24 protein-coding genes are annotated in these 22,452 nt (G+C 54.0%); 10 read left to right on the forward strand and 14 right to left on the reverse strand.

Annotation, left to right across the window (positions count from 1 at the left end; genetic code table 11):
* Nucleotides 1-459: 459 nt before the first annotated feature.
* Both ODJ80_RS11500 and ODJ80_RS11505 read right to left on the reverse strand, forming a co-directional pair.
* Nucleotides 460-1,677 carry a tyrosine-type recombinase/integrase gene (locus ODJ80_RS11500; protein WP_263042200.1) on the reverse strand — a complete coding sequence of 406 codons (1,218 nt, stop codon included), beginning with the start codon at nucleotides 1,675-1,677 and terminating at the stop codon, nucleotides 460-462.
* 1,131 nt (nucleotides 1,678-2,808) lie between these two features.
* Nucleotides 2,809-3,255 carry a helix-turn-helix domain-containing protein gene (locus tag ODJ80_RS11505; protein ID WP_263042201.1) on the reverse strand — a complete coding sequence of 149 codons (447 nt, stop codon included), beginning with the start codon at nucleotides 3,253-3,255 and terminating at the stop codon, nucleotides 2,809-2,811.
* A gap of 379 nt (nucleotides 3,256-3,634) precedes the next feature.
* Between ODJ80_RS11505 and ODJ80_RS11510 the strand changes: the two genes are divergently transcribed.
* Nucleotides 3,635-3,976 (forward strand): winged helix-turn-helix transcriptional regulator, encoded by a 342-nt coding sequence (locus tag ODJ80_RS11510; protein WP_263042202.1) that lies wholly within the window; start codon nucleotides 3,635-3,637, stop codon nucleotides 3,974-3,976.
* Between the two features lie 2 nt (nucleotides 3,977-3,978).
* Here ODJ80_RS11510 and ODJ80_RS11515 read toward each other — a convergent pair whose 3' ends face one another.
* The 7 genes from ODJ80_RS11515 to ODJ80_RS14200 form a co-directional block, all read right to left on the reverse strand.
* Complete coding sequence (locus tag ODJ80_RS11515; RefSeq protein WP_263042203.1) at nucleotides 3,979-4,896, reverse strand: SIR2 family NAD-dependent protein deacylase; 918 nt, start codon at nucleotides 4,894-4,896, stop codon at nucleotides 3,979-3,981.
* Nucleotides 4,847-5,617 carry a protein-ADP-ribose hydrolase gene (locus ODJ80_RS11520; protein WP_263042204.1) on the reverse strand — a complete coding sequence of 257 codons (771 nt, stop codon included), beginning with the start codon at nucleotides 5,615-5,617 and terminating at the stop codon, nucleotides 4,847-4,849. The genes ODJ80_RS11515 and ODJ80_RS11520 overlap by 50 nt, the downstream gene beginning before the upstream one ends.
* A 7-nt stretch (nucleotides 5,618-5,624) precedes the next feature.
* Nucleotides 5,625-6,215 (reverse strand): nitroreductase family protein, encoded by a 591-nt coding sequence (locus ODJ80_RS11525; protein WP_263042205.1) that lies wholly within the window; start codon nucleotides 6,213-6,215, stop codon nucleotides 5,625-5,627.
* A 192-nt stretch (nucleotides 6,216-6,407) separates the two neighbouring features.
* Complete coding sequence (locus tag ODJ80_RS11530) at nucleotides 6,408-7,181, reverse strand: nuclear transport factor 2 family protein (protein ID WP_263042206.1); 774 nt, start codon at nucleotides 7,179-7,181, stop codon at nucleotides 6,408-6,410.
* A 398-nt stretch (nucleotides 7,182-7,579) separates the two neighbouring features.
* Complete coding sequence (locus tag ODJ80_RS11535) at nucleotides 7,580-7,993, reverse strand: hypothetical protein (RefSeq protein WP_263042207.1); 414 nt, start codon at nucleotides 7,991-7,993, stop codon at nucleotides 7,580-7,582.
* A gap of 14 nt (nucleotides 7,994-8,007) precedes the next feature.
* The gene (locus ODJ80_RS11540; protein ID WP_263042208.1) at nucleotides 8,008-9,225 is read right to left on the reverse strand and encodes a tyrosine-type recombinase/integrase; all 1,218 of its coding nucleotides are present in this window, start codon (nucleotides 9,223-9,225) and stop codon (nucleotides 8,008-8,010) included.
* 898 nt (nucleotides 9,226-10,123) lie between these two features.
* Entirely contained in the window at nucleotides 10,124-10,537 is a 414-nt protein-coding gene (locus tag ODJ80_RS14200) for a helix-turn-helix domain-containing protein (protein WP_442863920.1), read from the reverse strand.
* Nucleotides 10,538-10,871: 334 nt separating this feature from the next.
* Between ODJ80_RS14200 and ODJ80_RS11545 the strand changes: the two genes are divergently transcribed.
* The 8 genes from ODJ80_RS11545 (at nucleotide 10,872) to ODJ80_RS11580 (ending at nucleotide 16,882) form a co-directional block, all read left to right on the forward strand.
* Nucleotides 10,872-11,705, forward strand: a complete 834-nt coding sequence (locus tag ODJ80_RS11545; RefSeq protein ID WP_263042209.1) for a hypothetical protein — start codon at nucleotides 10,872-10,874, stop codon at nucleotides 11,703-11,705.
* A complete protein-coding gene (locus ODJ80_RS11550; protein ID WP_263042210.1) occupies nucleotides 11,702-12,583 on the forward strand; it encodes a hypothetical protein in 882 nt (293 codons plus the stop codon). Before ODJ80_RS11545 ends, ODJ80_RS11550 begins: the two co-directional genes overlap by 4 nt.
* Complete coding sequence (locus ODJ80_RS11555) at nucleotides 12,573-13,430, forward strand: hypothetical protein (protein WP_263042211.1); 858 nt, start codon at nucleotides 12,573-12,575, stop codon at nucleotides 13,428-13,430. The genes ODJ80_RS11550 and ODJ80_RS11555 overlap by 11 nt, the downstream gene beginning before the upstream one ends.
* Nucleotides 13,427-14,059, forward strand: a complete 633-nt coding sequence (locus ODJ80_RS11560; RefSeq protein WP_263042212.1) for an ATP-binding cassette domain-containing protein — start codon at nucleotides 13,427-13,429, stop codon at nucleotides 14,057-14,059. Before ODJ80_RS11555 ends, ODJ80_RS11560 begins: the two co-directional genes overlap by 4 nt.
* On the forward strand, nucleotides 14,056-14,697 hold the full coding sequence (locus ODJ80_RS11565) for a hypothetical protein (protein ID WP_263042213.1): 642 nt from the start codon (nucleotides 14,056-14,058) through the stop codon (nucleotides 14,695-14,697). The genes ODJ80_RS11560 and ODJ80_RS11565 overlap by 4 nt, the downstream gene beginning before the upstream one ends.
* Before the next feature lie 72 nt (nucleotides 14,698-14,769).
* Nucleotides 14,770-15,309, forward strand: a complete 540-nt coding sequence (locus ODJ80_RS11570) for an RNA polymerase sigma factor (RefSeq protein ID WP_263042214.1) — start codon at nucleotides 14,770-14,772, stop codon at nucleotides 15,307-15,309.
* On the forward strand, nucleotides 15,299-15,691 hold the full coding sequence (locus ODJ80_RS11575; RefSeq protein WP_263042215.1) for a DUF4179 domain-containing protein: 393 nt from the start codon (nucleotides 15,299-15,301) through the stop codon (nucleotides 15,689-15,691). Before ODJ80_RS11570 ends, ODJ80_RS11575 begins: the two co-directional genes overlap by 11 nt.
* A 102-nt stretch (nucleotides 15,692-15,793) precedes the next feature.
* Nucleotides 15,794-16,882 (forward strand): hypothetical protein, encoded by a 1,089-nt coding sequence (locus ODJ80_RS11580; protein ID WP_263042216.1) that lies wholly within the window; start codon nucleotides 15,794-15,796, stop codon nucleotides 16,880-16,882.
* Nucleotides 16,883-17,521: 639 nt separating this feature from the next.
* Here the strand turns inward: ODJ80_RS11580 and ODJ80_RS11585 are convergent.
* The 5 genes from ODJ80_RS11585 to ODJ80_RS11605 all read right to left on the reverse strand — a co-directional run bounded on the left by ODJ80_RS11585 (nucleotide 17,522) and on the right by ODJ80_RS11605 (nucleotide 21,256).
* The gene (locus ODJ80_RS11585) at nucleotides 17,522-18,739 is read right to left on the reverse strand and encodes a tyrosine-type recombinase/integrase (protein WP_263042217.1); all 1,218 of its coding nucleotides are present in this window, start codon (nucleotides 18,737-18,739) and stop codon (nucleotides 17,522-17,524) included.
* Nucleotides 18,740-18,964: 225 nt separating this feature from the next.
* A complete protein-coding gene (locus ODJ80_RS11590; protein WP_263042218.1) occupies nucleotides 18,965-19,429 on the reverse strand; it encodes a hypothetical protein in 465 nt (154 codons plus the stop codon).
* Nucleotides 19,402-19,917: a relaxase/mobilization nuclease domain-containing protein gene (locus ODJ80_RS11595; protein WP_263042219.1), complete on the reverse strand. Its 516-nt coding sequence runs from the start codon at nucleotides 19,915-19,917 to the stop codon at nucleotides 19,402-19,404. The genes ODJ80_RS11590 and ODJ80_RS11595 overlap by 28 nt, the downstream gene beginning before the upstream one ends.
* A gap of 62 nt (nucleotides 19,918-19,979) precedes the next feature.
* A complete protein-coding gene (locus ODJ80_RS11600) occupies nucleotides 19,980-20,291 on the reverse strand; it encodes a DUF1778 domain-containing protein (protein ID WP_263042220.1) in 312 nt (103 codons plus the stop codon).
* 758 nt (nucleotides 20,292-21,049) lie between these two features.
* Nucleotides 21,050-21,256 carry a hypothetical protein gene (locus ODJ80_RS11605; RefSeq protein WP_263042221.1) on the reverse strand — a complete coding sequence of 69 codons (207 nt, stop codon included), beginning with the start codon at nucleotides 21,254-21,256 and terminating at the stop codon, nucleotides 21,050-21,052.
* 260 nt (nucleotides 21,257-21,516) lie between these two features.
* Here ODJ80_RS11605 and ODJ80_RS11610 point away from each other — a divergent pair, with 260 nt between their 5' ends.
* The gene (locus ODJ80_RS11610; RefSeq protein WP_263042222.1) at nucleotides 21,517-22,380 is read left to right on the forward strand and encodes a helix-turn-helix transcriptional regulator; all 864 of its coding nucleotides are present in this window, start codon (nucleotides 21,517-21,519) and stop codon (nucleotides 22,378-22,380) included.
* The last annotated feature ends 72 nt before the right edge of the window (nucleotides 22,381-22,452 follow it).

Consider the following 22,452-nt stretch of genomic DNA (forward strand, 5'->3'; position numbering starts at 1 on the left):
CTCTCGATTTTCTGCGTTCTTTACCAGCATTTTTATCACCCTACACCATTATACCGCATTTTCTCTCTCAATACGAGAAAAAAGGCCACCAAAAGGTGACCTTTTTCGACAGGCTGAGGTATCGCTTCTGCGGTACCTGATTTTTTTCGTTAGTGTGCGGCAGGATTTGGCAACGAGGTGCGGCCGCAGGCCCGCCTGCGGTGCGTGTCGTGGGGGCCTGCAGCCCGGTGGGCTGCGTCCAGGCCCGACCGAGGCGGCAGCCGAGACAAGTCCTTCTGCCCTATTCCTAGGTTTTCCCATCCGTTCGCACCTGTTCTCAACCGTTCCCATCCCCTCCAGCACCCAAAACGCACCCGGTTTTGCCTTTTTCTGGCTGAATCGGGTGCGTTTCGCTCTTTTTGACCTCTTTTGACCTGCAAAATTTTCCGTATCTTTTTTGTTCACTTTGCCATCTGGCTCTTAAAGATTGAAGTCATTGGTAATTCCACTCAGCCGGGATGTGTTCTTTTTGACATAGTACAGCTCGGTGATTTGCGAGGTGGAGTGGCCCAGCAAGTCAGCTACCTGCCTGGGAGTAAGAGATTTGATGGTGCCATCCTCCTGCTTAATGCCGTTCACCAAGCTGGAGGCAAAGGTGTGTCTGAGCGAGTGCAGGCCCTTTTTCTCGATGCCAGCCGCTGCAAGGATTCTGTAATATCGCTTGCGGAAATTCACGGGCCTAGTGTAGTTGCCATGCTCGTCTGGCACCAGAGGTGTGTCCTCTCCGAAGTATGCTTCTTTCCTCAAGTCTTGGATCATAGCAATGGCCGTGTCGTTTAGCGGCACAGTTCGCTTACTCGTTGCCGATTTCAGCTTGCCAACTTTCACGTCCCGGCCCGGCTCAGCTTGCAGGCCATCCCTACGCCAGACTTCTTTCACGCCACGTTCCAGGTGGAGAACTCGGCGTTGTAGGTCGATATCGCTGTTGAGCAGCCCCAGCAATTCTCCTGTCCTTAGCCCCGTATTCAACATGAGAATGTATGCAGCGGCTTGCTGGTATTTGCGCTTGCCGTTGGCAAAGGTAGAGAATGCTTCTTGTTTGAACTTGGCAATCTCCGTGGGCGTGAATACCGTCACCTGCTCCTGTTCAGGCACATACTCTTTGTCTTGGGCGGCGAGGAAGTTGGCACGCTTCATCATGGGTACGCTCTGCATGGGGTTCTTCTGGATGAAGTCCTCTTCCGTGAGGTAGCGGAAATACTCGTTCAGCAGGATATGCACTTTCTTCACAGTCGTATAGGTGTAGCCCTGCTCCATCCAATGGTTCAGCACGGATTTTAGGTCGGCGGCGGTAATGTCTCCCACGATTTTGTTCCCGATCAGCGGGAACACCTGGTGCTGGGCGGTACATTCCAACCGGTCGTAAGTTGTCCGCTCTACAGATGGGAACTTGAACACTTGCAACCAATGGGTCAGGCTCTCTTGAAGTGCTTTCTGGGATTCGTCTGAGTTACGCACCTCTTCGTTGAACTGGGCGATGTAAGTTGTGATTTTCTGCTGGGCCTCTGTCTTGGTTTTGCTGGAGAACACTTTGCGGCGTTTCACTCCCTGCTCGTCAAAGTACCAGATAACACTTTGCCAGCGACCATCTGTTCTCCGAAAAACATTGCCGTTGGTGGTAAGTCGTTTCTTTGGCATGGTTGGTGGTCCCTCCTTTCGGGTTGTTTTATCAACCACCAACAGTACCCTAGAGGGGGCGGCAATGTCCAGCCCTATGTTTCAAACTGGGCGGAGAAAAATCGCCCCGCCTTTTGGTGGATTTACACCCGTCTGGGGCGGGGAAATCTTCACAGGCCTATTCTTTGTTTAGCAACGCAGTTTTTGAGGTGGGGCACCCTCCTTAATGCAGAGGAAAAGAAGAGGATTTCAAAAAGGGGGTTCGGGGGCGAAGGTCCCCAGTGGGGACCGTTCTGAGCCGACCGAGCCGGCAGGCGAGACAGCCCCGCGAAATGTGCCCAGCCGAGCGCTCTGCTTGCCCTGCTGATAGCAGGAAATTGTTGTAACCCCTATCCTGACACCGTAGGGAATGGCTCTACACTGGGATAATCCGTCATCTACGACCCACAGCTTGACCCCAAGGCCCGAAAATTGACCCCTATTTTTTGAGGTTTTGACCCCTTGCAAAAGGCCCGTAGCGACCGGCTCTGCCGGGCGCTGTGAGCCGGGTGTGGGGCGGTTCACCGACCCACACCCTTTAACCTGCTCTTTTTTCACACCCTCTCTCCACTGCTTAATGTTTGGGTTATGGCCGCTGCTTTTGGCCTTCTCCAAACTGACCTTTGAGTGGAGGAAAATTCTGCTCTCCATTATGACCTACCTCGTGCTCCAATGCATTTCCCTTGCAGGCCCGCCTGGGCCTGCTTTTTCTTTTTCTGCCTTTCCTTTTGCCCGTCTGCCTTACCTCCCCCTGCGGGGCTGGCTTTTCCCTCACCTGGATCTTCCGCCGCCCTCGGATTCGCCCACAACTGGCTCTCACAGCTCCAACAGGGCCGGTCTGGGGCTTTGCTGGTATCCGTTTCCCTACTCATCCCCCAAAATTGCAAACAGGGCCGTACACGGGCTTTTTCCTGTCCCGGACACGTTATTCCTCACTTTCCCCTACGGGGAAAGGCCGGCTTGTTCCCGAAAATGCGCCGTCCCAGTCTTCCGGATTCGCTCACAACGGCCCCACACGGCTTCAACAGGGTGGGAACCCGTTTCACTGGTGTCCGTTTTCTCTACCCTGCCCCCAAAATCGCACACAAGCCCACACAGGGCCGAGTTTCGGTTTCACCGTCTTTTTCTGGCACGCTTTTTCTCTGGCAGCGCTGCCAACTCCTTCTCCAGCTTGTAATCTACTGCCTCCTGGATAGGACGGATAGTAAACTGCAGGGTGCCATTACGCACCTCGCCGGATTTCGTGTGCACCTTGGTTGGCTCCACCTGGATGAGTAACTTTTCTTCAAGCTGCCGAATGTATTTAGCGATGGTGTTAGCGCTCATCCCCGTGTTCTGACTTATGCGTCCAATGCTCGGCCAGCACTGGTGCGTTTTTCTGTCCTCGCAGAAAATCAGGTAGGTGTAGACCGACAGTTCGCCGGGGCTTAACCCCAGGGTGAAGATCTCATTCGGCAGAAGGAAATAGTGACCCAAAGGGCTGTGCTTGGTGTAAGTGTTTTTGATTTCCGTGGTTTTACCTCCCCAGTGATTTTTCCAAAATTCTACACCTATGTCCATAGAGAAATCGATGTTTACACTTTGTTCACGGTATATTCTTGCAAGCGTTTCTCAAAACTCACTCGGGGGATCCCCTTTCTTTGTTTACTGCTCTGTAATTTTTGAGGTGGCCCAGGCTACTCTTGAGGGTAAACAAATGGCCGGGATTGCTCCCAGTCTCTGCATGGATATTCAATTTTCTGCCAGGTTATAATCGAACCGCATCAGGAAGCTGGCAGCATGAGTACAGGCGGTTGTTCTCTGGAAATCCGGCTTTTCTCCGGCACACCCGATTCCTCCCAACTGCATTTGGGTAAGCCTTGATTTCATTTCTTGTTCTCTCTATAATGAAATCACCGAAATACTCTCTTACCGCCTGATTAGGAAAGGATGGTGCGGTATGGCTTCTGAAAAGCCAAGCAAAGAACTACCGGCCTGCCCGGTGGAAACTACTTTGATGCTCATTGGGGACAAGTGGAAAGTCCTTATTCTCCGGGACTTGCTTCCCGGAACCAAGCGCTTTGGGGAATTGAAAAAATCCATTGGCAATGTCTCTCAAAAAGTGCTCACCGCGCAGCTGCGCCAGATGGAAACCGACGGCTTGGTTCACCGGGAAGTCTACGCCGAGGTTCCTCCCCGGGTGGAGTACTCTTTGACAGACCTGGGGAAGAGCCTGAAGCCCATTTTAGACGCCATGCAGCATTGGGGCGAGGATTTCAAGGCCGGCCACATTGCCGGATAAACTTACCCCTTGCCCAGGCCCTCCACTGCGGCGGCGATGTCCCCGTCTAAGCAGATGGAGCGGCCCACCAGCTCCCGGGAGGCGAAAGCCTGGCCCCGGTTCACGCAGGCGTACACGGCGTTGGGGTTCTCATAGGCCTGCTGCCAGAAGTTGTACTTGATGATGCCAGGGGTATTCAGCCCTACCCCCAGCTCCAGATACAGGATGACGCTGTCCCGATGCTCTTCCATGAAGTTCTGATACCGGGCAGCAGCTATATGCCAGCCATCGTCCTCCACAAAGGTTGCGTCCGCCCGGAGATTCATGCTCATAGGAGCGCCGCACTTTGGGCAGCGAGGAACCAACTCCGTGGGAACAGCCATCTTTGGCGATGTACCCAGGGGCGGTGTCAAAGCTCTGTCCTCCCGAATGGCAAACCCCTGGGCCTCCAGCATTTGGCGGACATTCGCCTCATTGTCATAGGTCTTTTGGTGGCAGGGCCTGGAGCACTGCCACAGGCCATAGTCCCCTTGGGTGTAGAACAAGCGGCTCTTGTTAAATCCTGCCTTTTGGAAACAGTGATCCACATTGGTCGTCAGTACGAAATAGTCTTTATCCTTTACTAATTCTAATAGATTTTGGTACACCGGCTTGGGCGGGTCGCAGTAGCGGTTTAAGAAGATCATCCGGCTCCAGTAGGCCCACTGTTCCTCAAGGGAAGTAAACTGGGTGAAGCCCCCGGTGTACATATCGTGGAAGCCGTACTTTTCCTCGAAGTCGGAGAAATACCGGCGGAACCAGGGCCCATCATAAACAAATCCCGCCGAGGCGGACAGCCCTGCCCCTGCCCCGATACATACAGCTTCCGCCTGGTCCAGGGCCTTGCACAACTCATCCAAGGAGTTGTTCGTAGATTTCCCGGTCGCTGTTTTTGAATACATTGAAGATTACCTCCAGTTGTTGAGGATGCCGTGCCTGCCACTGTTTCACTGTCTCCACGGCGATTTCCGCCGCCTTTTCATTGGGAAAGTGGAACTCACCTGTGGAGATGCAGCAGAAAGCCAGGCTTTCGCAGTTGTTTTCTGCCGCCAAGTCCAGGCAGGAGCGGTAGCAGGACGCCAGCTGCTGTTCGTGCTCCTTTGTCAAGGTTCCTGAAACGATAGGCCCCACGGTGTGGAGTACGTACCGGCAGGGCAGGTTGTAGCCCCCGGTGATTTTGGCATGGCCGGTTTCTTCCTCGTGTCCCTGCTTGCGCATGATTTCGGCGCATTCCAAACGAAGCTGCATCCCGGCATAGGTGTGGATGGCATTGTCGATGCAGCCGTGGCAGGGGACATAGCAGCCGGTCATGCCGCTGTTGGCGGCGTTGACGATGGCGTCCACCTCCAGGGTGGTGATGTCCCCCTGCCAGAGGTACAGCCCCGGCTGCACCGGCGTCAGCGCTTCCAACTTGGTGACGCCCCGCTCTTTTAACCGCTCCTGAAAATATGCGTCCTGCACCTGCAGAAATTCCCCACTGACGGGGGCCGGCGGGCGGAGATTCATCAAACCGCGCAGCAGACGGCGCTGCTCCTCCTCTGTTGGGAGGGAAACTCCCATGTACTCTCGCCGCTCTTGCAGCAGCTTCTCTATCAGATAGCTTCTCCGCTGGGACTGGGTCATACTTTGCTCACTTCCCTACTCGAAGAATACGCCCCTCTTTGCGGGGTTTGGCGTGGGGTTCCGGGCCTTCCCGGTAGCCCAACAGCACGTTGCACACCGGCACCATATCCTCTGGAACGCCCCACGCCCGGCGCTTTTCCATACCGTACTCCGTGGCGAACACTTCCCCTGTCCGGCCAATGTAGCAGGAGGCTACCCCCAGAAAATGGGCAGCCAGCATGATGTTCTCTGCGATCATGGCCGCATCATCGTGGGCATACTGGCCGGGGCGGGTGAAAATGGTCAACACTGTGGGCGCACCGTAAAAGCCATCCAGAATGGTGAAATCGTCCTGGATACTGGGCTGGTCTGCCGAGATAGAGCGGGCGGTCTTGGCCGGGTTCTGCCCCTTAAACTGCATATAACGGCTGAGTTTTCCCAGCTTCAGGTTCACATCCGGATCCTGGCACACCACGATACGGGAATACTGGTTGTTCCCCGCAGAGGGCGCGTAAAGCCCGGCAGTCAAAATATCCTGCAGGGCTTCCTCCTCCACCTGGCGGTTCTGGAAACGACGGATAGCGTGGCGAGTGGTCATTTTTTCAATCATAGGGTTCATTACACTTTCCTCCTGGTATTTTATTCGTTTCTTCTGTTGACTCTATCATAAGGGAGGAAACATTGCCTGTAAAGTACGCACAAAAACGTGCCTTAGTTACCTAGAAGTAACGATCAGTTTTCTGGGAACAAGCCTGCCTTTCTGCGCAAAAAAAGGGCAGACAACGCTGCCCCGGTTCTTGCGCAAACATTCTCAGAACTTGCCGTTTTGGTTCTGCCAGGTGGACTGGTCCGCGATGGTCTCCATCACATCCCAGTGCTCGGTGATTTTGCCGTTTTCCACACGCCACAGGTCGTAGTAGCTGGTAGGTGCTCCGCCAAAGGTACCCTCACTGACAGCCAGGACGAAGTTACCCCGGGCCAGCACCTGGTGGGTGGTGTTGTAAATCATCTGCACTCCCTGCTCTGCCAGGGCCGCCAGGGCCGTACCCAGGCCGGAAAGGCCATCGGCGATGCCGGTGTTGTGTTGCAGGTATGTGTCGCCATCAAAATAGCTGACAGTCTTTTCCGGATGCTGATTCTGCATCACATCCACGAGGAAGTTTTCAACCAGCTTGCGGTTTTCCTCGGTCCTGTCCAAATCTTTGATTTCCTTGGTGCCATCGATCTGGGTGCGGCCGGAGGGATTGGGGCCGGCTTTGGCAGTCAAGTTGTCCCAGTGCTCGGCAATCAAACCGTTTTCATCAAAGCGGAAGATGTCGAAAGCCACCTGCTCGCCAGCGCCAGCGAAGTTGTAAATGGTGTGCAGGAACACCTTATCTCCGTCCTCAAAGGCCCGGATGTTCTCCACTGTGGTTTTGACAGGGGCAGAGGACAGGTACTCCACCGAGGCTACAAAGGCTTCCCGCCCGGTGCCGTATGCCAGGTTGTGCTGGATATAGCCCTCTGCCAGTAGACCTTTGGCGGTTTCCGTGTCACCGGTGGCGAAGGTGTTGATCAAGTTCAAGGCTTTCTCGATGTTGGTCATGGTATGTTCCTCCTGTAAACTTTTACTCTGTGTTGTCTAAGCCTTGAACCGGCCGGTTCCCTCAGCTCTTGTCTGTATTATAAGCCTGCTTTTTCAACCCGTAAAGTACGCACTTTTTTGTGGCGTAGGCACCTGTGGGTAACAATTGGATAGGCACCAAAAGGATACCTTTTGAGATTATTGCGGGTTTGAAAGCACTACTGTCCTGAGAAAAAATTTGTTTTTTCCATCTTTGTCCCTCAAAATTTCCTCACAGCACCAAATCAGCACCGCTGTTTCGGGACTTGTCTGGGAGAACCGGGCAACACTGCCCCTCCCCCGCTCCTGGCTGCGTTCTCCCACATCCACTCCAAAACCGCGTGCCGAGGGTTCAAGTCCTTCTGCCCCTGCCAAAAAAGTCAGGTATCGCTTGTGCGGTACCTGACTTTTTCGTTAGTGTGCGGTAGGATTTGGCAACGAGGTGCGCCCGCAGGCCTGCCTGCGGTGCGTGTCGTGGGGGCCTGCAGCCCGGTGGGCTGCGTCCAGGCCCGACCGAGGCGGCAGCCGAGACCAAGTCCTTCTGCCCCTGCCACAAAACCGGCGAAAACACTGGGTTTTCGCCGGTTTTCTTTTTTCATGTGTTGCATGGGAATGGGGTTCGTTTTGGTTCGGACACTGGGTTTTCTCATCTGGTTTGACCCGTTCTCAACCGTTCCCATCCCCTCCAGCACCCAAAACGCACCCGGGTTCGCCTTTTTCTGGCTGAATCGGGTGCGTTTAGCTGTTTTTGTCCTCTTTTGACCCGCAAAATTTTCCGCATCTTTTTTGTTCACTCTGCCGATAGGCCTCACAAATTGAAGTCATTGGTGATTCCACTCAGCCGGGATGTGTCCTTTTTGACATAGTACAGCTCGGTGATTTGCGAGGTGGAGTGGCCTAGCAGGTCTGCCACCTGACGGGGTGTGAGAGATTTTATGGAGCCATCCTCCTGCTTAATGCCATTAACCAAGTTGGATGCGAATGTATGTCTGAGCGAGTGCAGACCCTTTTTCTCGATACCTGCCGCTGCCAGGATTCTGTAATAACGCTTGCGGAAATTTACCGGCCTGGTGTAATTTCCATGTTCATCCGGCACCAGAGGTGTATCCTCCCCGAAGCAGGCTTCTTTTCGCAAGTCTTGGATCATAGCAATGGCCGTGTCGTTTAGCGGCACAGTTCGCTTACTCGTTGCCGATTTCAGCTTTCCAACTTTCACATCCCGGCCCGACTCTGCTTGTAGACCATCTCTGCGCCAAACTTCTTTCACACCTCTTTCGAGATGCAAAACCCGCCGCTCTAGGTCGATATCGCTGTTGAGCAAGCCCAGCAATTCTCCCGTTCTTAGTCCTGTGTTAAGCATGAGGATGTAGGCAGCTGCTTGCTGATATTTACGTTTGCCGTTGGTGAAAGTAGCAAACGCCTCTCGCTTGAACTTGGCAATCTCCGTTGGCGTAAACACCGTGACAGTTTCTTGCTCTGGGACACACTCCTTATCTTGAGCGGCAAGAAAGTTGGCTTTCTTCATCATCGGCACGGATTGCATGGGATTCTTCCGAATGAAACTTTCCTCGGTTAGGTAGCGGAAGTATTCGTTGAGGAGGATGTGTACTTTCTTCACCGTGGTGTAGGCGTAGCCCTGCTCCATCCAATGGTTAAGGACGGATTTCAGATCTGCTGCTGTAATGTCCCCAACAATTTTGTCTCCTATCAACGGGAACACCTGGTGCTGGGCGGTACATTCCAGCCGATCGTAGGTGGTGCGCTCCACCGATGGAAACTTGAAAACCTGAAGCCAGTGGGTTAAGCTTTCCTTTATGGTTTTCTGCGACTCGTCTGAGTTACGCACTTCTGCGTTGAATTGTGCGATGTAGGCAGTGATCTTCTGCTGGGCCTCTGTTTTCGTTTTGCTCGAGAACACCTTGCGGCGTTTGATTCCCTGCTCGTCAAAATACCAGATCACGCTTTGCCATCTACCGTCTGTCCGCTTAAATACATTGCCGTTTGTTGTGAGTCGTTTCTTTGGCATAGTTGGTGGTTCCTCCTTCCGGGTTGTTTTATCAACCACCAACACTACCCTAGAGGGTGCGGCAATGTCCAGACCTATGTGGTTCGCCATGTGGAGAAAAATTCCCCCGCCTTTTGGTGGTTTTACACCTACCTGGGGCGGGGCGTTTTCACAGGCCTTTTCTTTGTTTATTGTAACGCAATTTTCGAGGTGGGGGCAGCCCTCCCCTCCTTAATGCAGAGGAAAAGAAGGGGATTTCAAAAAGGGGGTTCGGGGCTTAGCCCCGCCAATTGTGCTCGGCGGACAGCCGGGCGCTCTGCTTGCCCTGCTGATAGCAGGAAATTGTTGTAACCCCTATCCTGACACCGTAGGGAATGGCTCTACACTGGGATAATCCGTCATCTACGACCCACAGCTTGACCCCAAGCCCCTCAAACCGACCCCTATTTTTTGATATTTTGACCCCTCGCGAAAAGCCCGTAGCGACCGGCTCTGCCGGGCGCTGTGAACCCGGGTAGGTGCCGTCCTTAGGCACCTACCCTTTCTCCTGCTCTTTTTTCACACCCTCTTTTCACTGCTTAATGTTTTGACAATGTGTGCCGCATACAGCTCACTCCAAACCCGTTCTATGAGTGGAGGATAATTCCGTTTCCCATCGAGAGCATCTCGGCTCTCTAAGCATTGCCTTTGCAGGCCCGCCCGGGCCTGCTTTTTCTGTCTTTCCTTTTGCCCGCCTGCTTTATCTCTCCCCCTGCGGGAAGGGTGGGTGTTTTCTCCCATCCAGTTTTGCGCTGCCCCTAGATGTGCCCACAACTGGCTCACACGGCCCCAACGGGGTGGAGAACCCGTTTCGATCGTGTCGTTCCCCCACCCTGACCCAAAAATCGCACACAGGGCCACACAGGGGCGGGTTTGGGATTCACTTCCTTTTTCTGGTGTGCTTTTGCTGGGGCAAAGCTGCCAAGTCCTGCTCCAGCTTGCAATTAACTGCCTCTTGGATGGGGCAAATAGTAAATCGCAGTGTCCCGTTCCTCACCTCGCCAGATTTAGTGCGCACCTTGGTTGGTTCCACATCAATGAGCCGTTTGTCCTCCAACTGCCGAATATACTTTGCAACCGTGTTGGCGCTCATTCCAGTGGACTGGCTAATGCGCCCGATGCTGGGCCAACATTGATGCGTTTTCCTGTCCTCGCAGAAAATCAAGTAGGCATAAACCGACAGTTTGCCAGGGATTAATCCCTGGGTGAAAATCTCATTCGGCAGAAGAAAATAATGGCCCAATGGGCTTCGGTTGGTGTAAGTGTTTTTGATTTCCGTGGCGTTACCTCCCAAGTGTTTTTCAAAAAATCTACCCCTAAGTTCGAGGCTACGTCCATAGAGAGATCGGATTTTACAACTTGTTCACAGTATGTTCTTGCAAGGGCTTTTCAATCACCTTTTTGTGAAGGCCTTTTCTTTGTTTACTGCTCCGCAAATTTTGAGGTGCTCAAGTCCTTCACAGCAGTTCCCAAACATTTCAAACTTACACCGGGCGCACCGTACCCGTTAACAGCCATCGCAAAGAAAGGGAGCAGTCATCAGCGCTGTGGGAAACCGGTGATGGGAATTGTCACCTTTTTTCTGCCATGGCTCTCTAATGGGCAGGAACTCATAAGGAGGGTTTGCCGTGAAAAACAGAAATATTGGAATTCTCGCGCCGGTGATCGTCCTGCTGGCCGCCGTCACCATCTTTTTTATCGTCACTACAAACCATCAGCCCGACCAAGAAACGGATTCAGTGCCGGAAGCACCCAGCCAACTGGTTGCGAGTGCTTCCGCTCCCCCGGAACAGGCAGATTCTTCTGCGCCAGCCTCCAGCCAGAGCCCCACCCCGGAAGTCCTCTCGGATCCAGACGCCGACGCCACTCTCGCCGCTTTGGGCACGATAGGGGAAGCATACACCCTGCACGCCCGGCAGTATCAACAGGGGGAAGCGCGGGAGGAAGAGACTGCTTCCCTGGGATGGGATGGCGACATGACCCTTGTGGTACAATCCGCCACCCTGCTTCCCTACGAAGAGGATGTTAACGGTGAGGACGCCGCCCATTCTGTGTGGGGGATGTACGCGGACGGCTTTTCAGATCCCTGTGTTTTACATTTGGAGCTCCACCTGGAAAATGTGGACGCCCACAACCGAACCGGGGTACAGTATCAATTTAACGCCTCGATGTTCTATCTGTCCGCCTATGAGGATCTGATCCCCCAAAACCGGCAGGACCCAACCTACACCACCGTCACCCAGCGTTTCACGGCCATGGAGTCGTACTTTGACAAAAACACCGGCACCAAGGACTACTGGAGTTTCCAGCTCCGGCCTGGGGAAACCATGGATTTTGTTTTGGAATTTCTTATTGACCGCGCCTATCTGGAGCAGCAGTCACCCTTCCTGGCGGTGTCTCAAAATTGGGACATCAAAGCCGGCGTGCTGCTGGATTCCATTGGAGAGGAGGCAATGTCATGAGGTTTTGCCGCTGCCTTCGGGGAGAACTTTACCGGGTCTTCCATACCCCCACGTTCTTGCTGGTACTCTTGCTCCTATCCGCCCTGGCGCTGGTGGATGGGATTCTCGCCTACAGGGAATACCGGCAAAACCTGGAAAACGCCCTGACAACCATTCCCATGGGGGAAAACGGAGCCTTTCAGGAGCTGCCCTTCCTCCAAACGACCACCCTGTACAACTCCTGGATCGGCGGGCATCCCAACAGCGTGGCGGGCTTGATCTTCATTTACGCCTGTCCGGTGTACGCTTCTCTTGCTTACAGCTGGACGTATCTGTCTGAGGAGCAAAACGGCTACGCCAGAATCCTGGTGGCCAAAGTCGGGAAACGCCCCTATTATTTTTGCAAGCATTTTGCGGTGTTTTTTGCCGGGGCTCTCTCCGCGCTGCTTCCCATGCTGGTCAGCCTGCTGCTGGTTGCCTGCCTTATTCCCGCGTACCGGCCAAGTGTGGAAATGGCGCTCTATTACCAGGTGGGCTCCGCAAGCTTGCTGCGCGACCTGTATTTTTCCCATCCCCTGGCCGCCACCTTGTGCAATGTGGGGGAGATCACTCTTTTTGCGGGGCTGTGGGCCACCGTGCCTTTGGCAGTCTCCTACTTCGTGAAAAACCGCTTTATCGCCCTGTTCGCCCCTTACCTGGTTCTTCTGTTCTTGGTGGCCTCCGCCGGGCGGGCACTGGTGTACCGGTCTTTCCTGGAAACCTCGATTTTCAATTATTTGCAGCTTACGGGCACATCCCTGACCCAATCGCCCTGGATGCTCCTGGGGCAAATGGGGGCCCTGCTGATCCTGCCACTTGCCGCCACCTGGGGAAAGGGGAGTTTGGCCGATGTTTTGTAAATTCTTCGCCCACGACCTGCGCCACGGCCTTGGGGACCATCCGTGCCGCCTGGGGGTGGGGTTTCTCCTGTTCTTTTGCCTATCCTCCTACCACTTTCTCACCCTGCGCATCTATGAGCTGACCAACCCGGAATTTTTTGAAACGCCCGTCACCACCGGGGACTACTTTCTGGCCCTCACCGGGGGCTGCGGAAAGGTGGAGCCCGTCCCCGGCGGCGGGACCACCTTCACCATGCCGGTTCTGTGGATCACATTCGTTTTGTGGATCCTGTTCGCCTCTCTGTACTATCCTTTCCTGGATTTGCAGGGCATGGGGAAACAGCTTTTGTGCCTCTCTGGGACACGGGGCGTTTGGTGGGCATCCAAGTGCCTGTGGACAGTTTGCAACACAGTGGCAAATTATCTTTTGGCCTTTGCTGCCAGCGCCCTGGCTGGGATCTGCTTTGGCGCCGTGCCCAGTATGACAGCCCATGTGTACCTGTACCAGGAGCTGGAAATGAACGCTGGAACCCTTACCTCCCCATCCACCTGGGACATCTGGCCGCTGTTTTTTCTCACTGCCTTGGCGCTGGTGGCCCTTAGCCTTTTACAGCTGGCCTTGTCCGCAGCGGTAAAGCCCCTTTTCAGCTACCTGCTTTTGACATCCTATCTGCTGGCGGGCACCTACCTGCAAAGCCCCGCCCTTCTTGGGAATTTTGCCATGCCTGCCCGCAGCGCTTTGCTGGCGGTTTCCGGGCTGGACCCCCTAGGGGGTGCCCTCCTCTGCCTGTGGGTCATTGTAGGCAGCATGGTTGGGGGACGGATTGTGTTTGAGCGAAAAGATATCTTGGGAGGGAACGAGCTGTGAAGTTGGAGCTTCAACATGTGACCAAAGTGATCCGGCGCATCACGGTGCTGAACGATGTAAACCTTACCCTGGAGAGCGGGACGATCTACGGCCTGCGGGGGATAAACGGATCTGGCAAGACCATGCTGATGCGCCTGATGGCGGGGCTAATCCGTCCCACCAAAGGGAAAGTCCTGTTGGACGGGAGGCGGCTGGGTAAAGAGCTTTCTTTTCCCTCGGACATGGGGATGCTCATTGAAAACCCCGCGTTTTTAGACGGCTATACCGCTGCCCAAAACTTGCGGCTCTTGGCAGGCATCCGAAAGAAAGTGGGAGAAGAGCGCATCCGGGAGATATTAGAGCAAGTGGGATTGGGCTGGGAGGACAAGCGGAAATACCGGCAATTCTCTTTGGGCATGAAACAGCGGCTGGGGATTGCCGGGGCCGTTCTGGAACACCCACAACTGTTGCTCATTGACGAGCCCACCAACGCCCTGGACACGGACGGTGTGGAAATGGTGCAGGAGTTGCTTTTGGAGGAGAAAAAACGGGGCGCGCTGATCGTGTTGGCCTGCCATGATTTCTCCATTTTGCAGGGTCTCTCCGATGTGCTATACTCTGTCAAAGAAGGGCGGGTGTCGCCCCTATGAGGAAAAAAAGGAGAAGGATCCTGTGGACAGCGGCGGTGTTGCTGGTGGTTCTCGTGGGGAGGATTCTGTGGGTCAACCTGCATGCCGCCGCTTTCCCCCAAAAGGTCTTTTCCCCGGGACAGTGGGTTCCTTTGGAGGGGGATTTTTTCTACACCAGCCTGGAAAATACAGATGGATATTTTGTCCGCGTCTCCTCAGCTGAAGCCATGACCTACGAGGAATTCCTGGAGCGCTTTGAAAAGCCGCTGGACTACCTGGGAGAAGAAAGCCGCCATGATGTGATCGTCCTAAAGGTGGATTTTAAAAACCAAGACAACACCCAGGGCGGGGTGCTGATTCGGGATTTGAATCTTGTAAACAGCGCCCGGTCCCAGTCTTTCAACCCCAGCGTCAACTACATGGCCATTGCCAATCCGGACTTCGATCCCTATACGGAGGGGATCAAGATCCAGCCGGGCACGGAGGCCTCCCTTTTCTTTGTGTACGACACGGTGTCCCGGGCGGACAAAGTCACCTATCTGGAGCAGCAAGCAGGGAAAGAGTCCCTGACCATGTTCCTCAACGTAAGCCTTTATCCCGTACACAAAATGGTCGAGATGGAGGTTCCCTTAACGGTGCTACACGCGAAAAAAAGTTAGACACCCCTGTTACCTTTTGACGGGGAGAGGCCACCAATAAGGTGGAAAGCACAGAAAGGAGGGGAGCGCGGCATGGAGCAAAGAGCGGAACGGCTGGTTCGGCGCGCACGAAACGGGGACACGGAGGCATTTACCCAGCTCATCCTGAGGAACGAAGAAATGCTCTCCCGAGTGGCCCTGTCCCTGCTCCACAACATGGAGGACGCCGCCGATGCCGTGCAAGATGCGATCTTGGCAGCATGGCAGGCCCTTCCCTCCCTACGGGAGCCAAGATATTTCCGCACCTGGTTGGTGCGCATTCTCATTCGGTGCTGCTCTCAGGTGGGTGCTTCCCAAGGCAGGCATGTTCACTTCCAGCTGGAGGAAACTCTGACAGCGGCTGTGGAAACACCAGATTGGGACGAAGCTTTGGACGTACAGGCAGCGTTGGACACCATGAAGCCGGAGGACAAAATGCTATTGGGCCTGTTTTACCGGGACAGGCTTTCCGTTCGGGAGATTGCGAAAGCCTTGGATGTCAGCGAAAGCTGCGTCAAACAAAGGCTCAGCCGCAGCCGGAAACGGTTTCGCGTCATATTCTCTGAAAAGGAGGGGCTCATTCATGGCAAATAACCGGAATTGGAAAAAAGGTCTCCGCACTTACTTTTCCCAGGATGCCGTGCCCCCGGAAATCCACAGCAGGATCGTACAGACTTGCCGCCAGTTACCATCCCATCCCCGTCCACCGGTCAAGGCGGTATGGCGGCGGGTAACTGCCGCCGTTGGGGCTGTGTTGACAGTCTTCGGACTTCTGTGCGGGTTAAATGCTGTCAATCCCGCCTTCGCAGAGAGTATCCCACTGATTGGACGGGCGTTTCGCCTGTACAACACGGGAAAAACATCCCTGGGCAGTTACATGGGGACGTATGACGGTGTGGAGAAACTCCACTATACAGCCCAGGCTTTCAACACAAATCTGTCCCTCACGGTGGAGGAGGGCTTTTGCGATGGATAATACGTTCATCTGACCTTTGCCATTACAGAAACCAATGAGACTTTGCTGGACGGGCTCACTTCTCTAGACGCTTGCGTGACGGCTGCCGCAAACGGGATCCCCTTGGAAGAAGCGGGTGTCTCTCTGTACCCCGAGCAGGAGAATCTTATAGGAGTGCTCTCCCTCCCCCTCCCCTCTGCCGTTGGCAATGGGGATACAGTGGAGGTGACCTATCAACTCACCGATCTCACCCGTGTCTATGATGGTGGGAGCGCATGGGAAGCCGTCCCTGGCTCTTTCACGGGTAGTATTTCCCTCACCGCAGTTACCGAATACAACCAGCAAGTGGCGATTACCGGGGACAGTGCCGGGGTGGAGGTTCACACTGTAGAGGCGACGCCTTCCTACACCAAGATTGAATACACCATTCCCTTTTGGGGCTTCCGCTCGTACACTGTGGATTTTCCGCGGCTCTTCTTGCCGGACGGGACGCCGGTTCCCTACAATCTCAGCCAAAGTCAGGTGCCCAGCCCCGATGATATTCCCCGTGACGCCACAGAGATTTCTGGTTGCGCCTGCTTCGATGGGCTTCCCAGCGGCACCCAACAGGTGATTCTTCGGTTTTTGGAAGAGGATCTTGACCCCTACACAGCAGAAGATATGCTCGCTCACGGCATAGAGGTGCGGGTGCTGGCGGAGATCACCATTGACCTGCGCACGGGAAAATCTACTCCCAGCACTACCTACCAGGACGCCGGAATGACCTTTGCAGGGAACTACCTGGAAACCTATCCCTCTTTGAGCTGGATGATGCCCTTTGACGATCCGGATATGATCGCCCTGGGGCAGGCTGATTGGGACAGCGTTACCTCCATTCCCGGCTTGTTTGAACAAGGTAACAGCCTTTGGGCCCTGCGGTATCAAGACGCGTTCACGGTGGAGTTTGTCACAGACGGCCCCGCCCCTGCCAAAGATCTCACGGTAACGATTTCGACAGAAGATGGGCAGACCGCCGCCCAAGGCACGCTCCGCCATAACTTTGCTCGAGAAACCCATAGCGGCGGGGATCTCTATTACTCCTGGAAAGCCAATCTCCAACCCCAAAGCGGATACGCCCCCAGCCTGCTGGACACCCTTACCGTTTCCTTGACAGACCCGACTACAGGAAATACACTCTACCAGCGCTCTGTCCGCCTCGTTTGGGCTCGCTGAGTTTTGGAGCATTCCTTCGCAGCACCAAACCAGCACCGCTCTTCTGGGACTTATCTGGGAGAACCGGGCAACACTACCCTTCCCCCGCTCTCTGGTGTGCTTCCCCACATCCACTCCAAAACCGCGTGCCGAGGGGCGAGTGCGTGCCAGTGGCATGCAAGCTACGAGCCGACCGAGGCGGCAGCCGAGACAAGTCCTTCTGCCCCTGCCAAAAAAGTCAGGTATCGCTTCTGCGGTACCTGACTTTTTCGTTAGTGTGCGGTAGGATTTGGCAACAAGGTACGCCCGCAGGCCCGCCTGCGGTGCGTGTCGTGGGGCGAGTGCGTGCCGGTGGCACGCAAGCTACGAGCCGACCGAGGCGGCAGCCGAGACAAGTCCTTCTGCCCCTGCCACAAAACCGGCGAAAACACTGGGTTTTCGCCGGTTTCCTTTTTTTCATGTGTTGTATGGTTATGTGGTGCATTTGGGTTCAGATTTTGGGGTTCCCCACCTGTCCGCACCGACTGCACCCCTCTCCAGCACCCAAAACGCACCCGGTTTCGCCTTTTTCGGACGATTTCGGGTGCGTTTCGCTGTTTTTACCCTCTTTTGACCTGCAAAATTTTCGGGCTGGCTTTTGTGCATCTTGCCGCATAGTGGTTACAAGTTGAAGCCATCGGTGATGCCATGTAAACGAGAGGTGTCCTTTTTGACGTAGTACAACTCTGTGATCTGCGAGGTTGAGTGGCCCAGCAGGTCTGCCACCTGCCTAGGTGTGAGCGATTTGATGCTGCCATCCTCCTGCTTAATGCCGTTCACCAGGTTGGAGGCGAATGTGTGGCGAAGTGAGTGCAAACCTTTCTTCTCGATTCCTGCCGCTGCTAGGATGCGGTAATAACGCTTTCTGAAATTCACGGGCCGGGTGTAATTGCCATGCTCATCCGGCACCAGCGGTGTGTCCTCGCCGAAGTAGGCTTCCTGCCGTAAATCTTTTATCATGGCGATGGCTGTGTCGTTCAGTGGTACCGAACGTTTGCTGGTTGCCGACTTCAGCTTGCCAACTTTCACATCTCGGCCTGGTTCTGCTTTGAGGCCATCCCTGCGCCAGATTTCTTTTACGCCACGTTCCAGGTGGAGAACTCGGTGCTCTAAGTCTATATCACTGTTAAGTAGCCCAAGTAATTCGCCTGTCCTTAGTCCTGTGTTGAGCATGAGAATGTATGCAGCCGCTTGCTGGTATTTGCGTTTGCCGTTGGAGAATGTAGCAAATGCTTCCCGTTTGAACTTCGCAATTTCCGTGGGAGTGAACACCGTGACACTCTCCTGCTCCGAGACACATTCCTTGTCCTGAGCGGCTAGGAAATTTGATTTCTTCATCATTGGGACGCTTTGCATGGGGTTCTTTTGGATAAAGCTCTCTTCTGTAAGGTAGCGGAAATACTCATTCAACAGGATATGGACTTTCTTCACCGTGGTGTAAGCGTAGCCTTGCTCTATCCAGTGGTTCAGCACGGACTTCAGGTCGGCGGCGGTGATGTCACCCACGATTTTGTCCCCGATCAGCGGGAACACCTGATGCTGGGCGGTACATTCCAGGCGGTCGTATGTTGTCCGTTCCACCGATGGGAATTTGAAAACTTGCAGCCAATGGGTCAGGCTGTCCTGTATGGTTTTCTGCGATTCGTCCGAGTTACGCACCTCTGCGTTGAATTGAGCGATGTAGGTAGTGATTTTCTGCTGGGCCTCCGTCTTGGTTTTGCTGGAAAATACCTTGCGTCTCTTAATGCCTTGCTCGTCAAAGTACCAGATCACGCTTTGCCAGCGGCCATCGGTGCGGCGAAAAACATTGCCGTTGGTGGTGAGTCGTTTCTTGGGCATAGTTGGCGGTTCCTCCCTTCGGGTGTTTTCTTCAACCACCAACAGTACTCTAGAGGGCTGCGCAATGTCTACCCCTAGTTTTCAAACCAGACGGAGAAAAATCTCCCCGCCTTTTGGCGGATTTACACCTGCCTGGGGCGGGGAGTTTCCCTTTTCTTTGTTTAGCGGCGCAGTTTTTGAGTGGGGGGTTCTCCTTAATGCAGAGGAAAAAATGGTGGGCTGTTCTCACATAGACATCCCGAAACTGTACCCCTCATCCTCTTCAAAGCTCTCGATATTCTCCAGCCGTTGGCCATGGGCCAGCTTCTTGAGGGCCTCCCGCTGGCGCTGTTTGCTCTCCGTCCACACAGGAATAGGCGGTGGGTCCGGCACGTCCATGGCCTGCTCCAGGTAGCGAGTCAGGGCCTCGGCGTTGTAAGTTACTCCGTAAAGCCAACCATAGGAGGGTTCTTCCCCACCGGGTTCAAAGTTTGTCAGCTGGCGGTAGAGGAATAAATATTCCAGGTTGTCTTTCAAAAATGTTTCGTCATGCAAGCTGCTGTCCCGGCAGCGATAGCCCTCCGGCGTGATGAACGTGATGTGCTTTCGGCTGGCCGACCACTTCACCTGGTAGCCTTCCCGCTCCAGAAATTCAACGAAACTTTCCTTATCTTCTGCCTCTTCTAAGGCCTGGTTAAGGACGAAAACCATTTCCAGCTCTCCCCACGAAGCCCGGCCTGATATTCTCCAGGCTCCATGCGCTTCTTCCGGCTATACTTCTGCGGTTTGGTAAGGACACTCAGGTGGTACTTCATGCAAATTTGGTCGTTCACGTCCCGGTGGTGCTGCAAGTCAGCTGTGTTTTGGTGGAGCTTCTTACCATCTACGCAGCTCACCGAATTCACGATCAGGTGGTTGTGAAGGTGGCCCGTATCGATATGTGTTGCCACTAAAACCTCGAAGTCGGGGAACTCTTTCTCGGCCAGCTCCACTCCTATGGCGTTTGCCAGCTGTGGGGTTAGTCTATCACCCTCGGCAAAGGATTGGACGAAGTGGTAAAACTGGCGGCCCTCCATCTTGTGAAATCTCTTTTTCGTGGTGAGGAATTCGATATAGGAGGACTGGGGGACACAGTTATGCCCCGCCACCAGCGAGATGCCACGCCACAAGGTTTTCTCATCTTTGGCGACATACCCCATGGCTCCCGCCATTGCTCCACGGGTCTGCTTCACGTTACGGATCGCAATGAATGTTGCCACAGTCACTCCCCCTCCCAGTAAATTTCCTCGATGAGTCCATAGAGGTTTGTGTAAGCCTCGGTGAAATTTTCGGCGTCCACCAGGTCGATGCGGCCCATGTTCGCCAGCTTCGTCAGCTGGTTAAGGTTGCGCCCCTGGGCTTTCAGTTCGGATAAAACGGGAGCCAGATCGTCCGCCTGTCGGACATTTTTGCCCAGGGCAGACTTGACGATGTAGTCGGTGACGGTCATGTTGGCCTGCTGCGCTTTGCGCTCAATGGCAGCTTTTTCAGCTGGGGTCAGCCTGGCGGTAAGGATGGCAGTTTTCTTTTTCATGCGGTTCTCCTTTCTGTCCTTTTTTCTGCAAAACGCCCTCGACCTTGCCCTTGAAAACTCCCCCTTTAGGGGGCCGGGGGGTGCGGCCGTTCTCGCCTGCCGGCTCGGTCAGCGCTAAACGGTCGCCACTGGCGACCAGCGCCGTATAGCCGGACGCTATGCTTGCCCTGCCTAAAGGCAGGTTTTTTCTGCTTTTTACACTACCGCTACCGACCTCTTAATGTCCAGCTTTTTATTTTTAACTTTTTGTGTATATGTTTTTCGCTGTTTGGGACTTCATTTTTCAGCCGTTCCTCTTTTCCAAACTTTCCTCCGGTGGCTCTTTACCAGGGTTGACCCCCACCCAACTTGATTCGTTGGGCTTTTAATGCAGAGAAGCCCGGTGCTTTTCCGCAGGAAAAGACGGATGCTTCGTATCCGAGGGCTTCTCTAGGCAGTTGCCTTTGGCAACTGCTTCACACGGCTCCAACAGGGCCGGTCTGGGGCTTCGCTGGTGTTTTGTTTCCCTACCCGGATCTCAAAACCGCACACAGCGCTTCACAGGCTGAGTTTCGTTTTTGCGTCCAAAACGAGATTACCCCTCCCCCTAAAGGGGGGAGGGGCGGGGTATCACCTTTCTTGGGTTGGTCGGGTTTGCCCTGCTCGTTCAAAACTGGGGCACGCTGGCCCAACAGGGCCTGTTCGGGGCTTCGCTGGTGTCGTTCCCCTACCCGGCCTCCAAAACCGCACACAGGGCCACACAGGACCGAGTTTGGATTTCACTGTTTTTTCTTGGGGTGCTTTGGGTCTGGTAGCGCTGCCAAATCTCGTTCCAGCTTGTAATCTATCGCTTCCTGGATGGGACGGATGGTAAATCGCAGGGTGCCATTCCGCACCTCGCCGGACTTGGTACGCACCTTAGTGGCTTCTACGTTAATGAGCCGTTTGTCCTCTAGTTGCCTGATGTACTTTGAACCGTGTTGCATCTAAGTTCCCGGCTATGTCCATAGAGAAATCGGGTTTTACATTCCGTTCACAGGTATTTTATTGCAAGTGTTTTTCGAAAACCTTTTACGCAGCCCTTTTCTTTGTTTACTCCACCGCAAATTTTGAGGGGTCCCTCCCCTGTTTTGGATAAGCAAAAGGCCGGAATCATTCACCATAGTTGCCAAAATTCTTCTACGCTTTCTTGCATCATTCGGTATATCCCGGTATAATAAAAAAACACAGAAGGGAGCTGATCTTCATGCCCGACCATGGCATTTATGAAAAAGTGGACATTCACGGGGCTGTCCCGGGATTTATCATTCGTCACACCAGGCCAGGAAGCGAGATCGTCAAAAGCCATTGGCATCAGGAGCTGGAGATCAACACGGCCTTCGAGGGTTCCTCTCGGTTCTTTATCAACGGTCGGGTGGAGGACGTGACTCCTCAACATGTGGTTCTGGTGAACAGCCGGGAAGTGCATTCCTCTATCCCTTATTTTCCCACAGACGGGTTTGCTGTCACCGGTATCACTCTTCAAATCAGCTACCCTTTCCTGAAAAGCTTGGTTCCCAACTATGATGACTACTACTTCGTCCTAACACAGGAGGCTAACGCGAAGATTCATTCCCTGATCCTAGCACTCAACGAATGGTACGAACAGGAGAACACCCCTTTCCTGCAGGTGCTTGTTATCCGCCAGATCTGTGAAATTGTCTATATTCTGCTCTCCCAGTGCTGCCAAAAGCGGGACCAGACTAGGGAGGACACCTCGCAAGAACCTTTCCAAAAGCTGGAGAGGATTCTATCTTACATTCACGAGCATTATAGCGAGCCTCTCCACTCCGCCCAGGTGGCACAGCAGTTTTTCTTCTCCAAGGAATACTTCTGCCGCTTTTTCAAAAAGTACACAGGGGTCACCTTTTCCCAGTACTTGGCGAAATACCGGGTCCTCCAGGCAGAACAGCTGCTTTCCCACACATCCAAAAAGATTTCCGAGATTGCCCAGGAAACCGGGTTTGCCGACGAAGGCAGCTTTATTCAACATTTTCGAAAATACTATGGCTTAACCCCCAGAAATTATCGAAACGATATCATTCAAAACCCATTTTTCCGCCAAGAATAGTCAGTTTTCCCCAAAACAGTGGTCAATCTTGCCATATTTTCTCAACTACCTTCATGGTATTCTAACAGTATA

The sequence above is a fragment of the Acutalibacter sp. LFL-21 genome (genome assembly GCF_025630755.1).
Lineage (GTDB): Bacteria > Bacillota > Clostridia > Oscillospirales > Acutalibacteraceae > Acutalibacter > Acutalibacter stercoravium.